This is a genomic window from Streptomyces sp. NPDC059454 (assembly GCF_042749965.1).
Lineage (GTDB): Bacteria > Actinomycetota > Actinomycetes > Streptomycetales > Streptomycetaceae > Streptomyces.
Window position 1 is genome coordinate 1 of the sequence record NZ_JBHYVC010000130.1, and the last position, 2,923, is coordinate 2,923.

1 protein-coding gene is annotated in these 2,923 nt (G+C 72.8%); it reads left to right on the forward strand.

From position 1 onward, the window contains the following. Positions 1-2,923: type I polyketide synthase (locus ACFXAE_RS36100; RefSeq protein WP_384723942.1), on the forward strand; the 2,923-nt coding region annotated here is incomplete at both ends.

Genomic DNA, 2,923 nt, shown 5'->3' on the forward strand with positions numbered 1-2,923 from the left:
GCGATGCGGCACGGTGTGCTGCCGCGCACCCTGCATGTGGATGCGCCGTCGTCGCACGTCGACTGGTCGGCGGGCGCGGTGGAACTGCTGACCGAGCCGGTGCCGTGGGCGCAGGGTTCGGGGCCGCGCCGGGCGGGTGTGTCCTCGTTCGGCATCAGCGGCACCAACGCGCACATCATCCTCGAACAGCCCGAGTACGAGAGGGCGGATGAGGCGGACGCCGGAAGCGGCGGACTCGCCTCCCTCGCGCCCGGCGTGGTTCCGTGGGTCCTCTCCGGCAAGACCGAAGCCGCCCTGCACGCTCAGGCCGCGCGCCTCCTGGCCCGCGTCGAGGCTGCCCCCGAACTGCGCGCCGTGGACCTCGGCCGCTCCCTGGCCACGCAGCGCTCCGTCTTCGACCACCGTGCCGTCGTCCTCGCCGACGACCGTGAGTCCGCCGTGCGCGGCCTGGCCGCGGTGTGCGTGGGAGAGAGCGACCCCGCCGCGATCGTCGGCGCGACCGAACAGGGCCGCACGGCGTTCCTGTTCTCGGGTCAGGGTTCGCAGCGGCTGGGTATGGGGCGTGGACTGTACGGTCGTTTCCCGGTGTTCGCGGAGGCGTTCGACGCGGTGTGCGCGGGCTTGGACGAGCACTTGGACCGGCCGTTGCGCGACGTGGTCTGGGGCGAGGACGCGGAGGCGCTGAACGGAACCGCGTATGCGCAGGCGGGGTTGTTCGCGGTTGAGGTGGCGTTGTTCCGGCTGGTGGAGTCGTGGGGTGTGCGGCCGGAGTTCGTGACCGGTCATTCGATCGGTGAGGTGGCTGCCGCGCATGTGGCGGGTGTGTTCTCGCTGACGGACGCGTGTGCGTTGGTGGCCGCGCGTGGCCGGCTGATGCAGGCGCTGCCGACTGGTGGTGCGATGGTGGCCGTCGAGGCGACGGAGGCCGAGGTTGTGCCGCACCTGACGGGTGAGGTGTCGGTCGCGGCGGTCAACGGACCCTCGTCGGTGGTGATTTCGGGCGCTGAGGCCGCTGTGGAGGTGGTGGCGGAGGTGTTCCGCGAGCTGGGTCGTCGTACGTCCCGGCTGCGGGTGTCGCATGCCTTCCACTCCCCGCTGATGGAGCCGATGCTGGAGGAGTTCCGCACGGTAGCGGAGGGGCTGTCCTACGGTGAGCCGCGGTTGCCCGTCGTCTCCAACGTGTCGGGTGCTGTGGCGGCGCCCGGCGAGCTGGCGTCGCCCGGCTACTGGGTGACCCACGTCCGTGAGGCCGTGCGCTTCGACGACGGTGTCCGCGCGCTGGCCGGGCAGGGTGTCACCCGTTTCGTCGAGCTGGGTCCGGACGGTGTGCTGAGCGGCATGGCCCGCGAGAGCGCCGGCGACGACGCCCTCCTCGTACCGTTGTTGCGCAAGGACCGCGACGAAGTCACCGTCGCCCTGACGGCATTGGCCGAACTGTACGTCCGCGGCGGTCACGCCGACTGGGCCGCCGTGCTCGACGGGACGGGCGGGCGCCCGGTGGACCTGCCGACGTACGCCTTCCAGCACGAGTACTTCTGGCCCGTGGGATCCGCCACCGGCACCGGTGACATCCGCCTGGCGGGCCTCGGAACCCCCGGGCACCCGATGCTGGGCGCGGCCGTCGAACTGGCCGGCGCCGACGGAGTTGTGCTCACTGGCCGGCTGTCGGTGCAGTCCCACCCGTGGCTGGCCGACCACGTGGTGCAGGGTTCGGTGCTGGTGCCGGGCACGGCTCTGCTGGAGCTGGCGATCCGCGCGGCCGACGAGGTCGGCTGCGACACGGTCGAGGAACTGACCTTGCCGGTCCCGCTGGTGCTGCCCGCCCAGGGCGGCACCCGTATCCAGGTCACCGTCGGTGAACCCGACGAGGCGGGACGCCGTAGCGTCGCCGTTCACTCGCGGCCCGACGGGGACGACGACCACGGCCCCTGGACCCTGCACGCGCAGGGCACACTGGCCGACGAGGCGACCGTCGCGCGTACCGGCCTCGACGCGTCCGTCTGGCCGCCGAAGGACGCACGCCCGGTCGACGTGACCGACTGCTACGAGCTGCTGGCCGAGGCCGGCCTCCGCTACGGCCCGGTCTTCCAGGGACTGCGGGCCGCCTGGCGCCGGGGTGACGAGGTCTTCGCCGAGGTGGCGCTGAACGACGACGTGGACGGCGGCACGTTCGGACTGCACCCCGCACTCTTCGACGCCGCCCTGCACGCCTCCTTCGCCTTCGGCGACGACGACGGCGACGGCACCGCGCTCGGCGGGGTGCCCTTCTCCTGGGAGGGCGTGCGCCTGCACGCGTCCGGCGCCTCGGCGCTGCGCGTCCGGCTGACCAGGACCGGTGACGACTCCCTCGCCGTGGAGCTGGTCGACCCGGCCGGCGCTCCCGTCGCCTCGGTGGAGTCCCTCGTCGTACGGTCCGCCTCGGCCGCCGGCGGCGGGTCCGAAAGCGGCGCGAAGTCCCTCTACCACGTGGACTGGGTGCCCGCCCGTGCGGCGAACGGCACCCTGTCCCCGGAACCGGTCGCACTGCTCGGTGACGACATCCTCGCTGTGATCGGCGCCGACGCGGACGGTCTGGTCATCGCCGGCGACCCCGAGGCACTGGCGGCGAACGATGTGCCCGGCACGGTGCTGGTCGCCGTGACGAACTCCTTGCCGGACGTGGTCGAGTCGGCGCACAACGCGGCCGCTCGGGCCCTGGACCTCGTGCGGGACTGGCTGGCGGACGAGAGGTTCGCCGCGTCCCGCCTGATCTTCGTCGTCGGCGCGTCCGACGGCACGGGAGATCTGACGGACGCTCCGGTCAGGGGACTGGTGCGATCCGCCCAGCTGGAGCATCCGGGGCGGTTCGGTCTGCTGGACGTCGAGCCGGGTGCGGTGCTGTCGGCCGAACTGCTGGGTGCCGTGCTGGCGGTGGGTGAGGCCG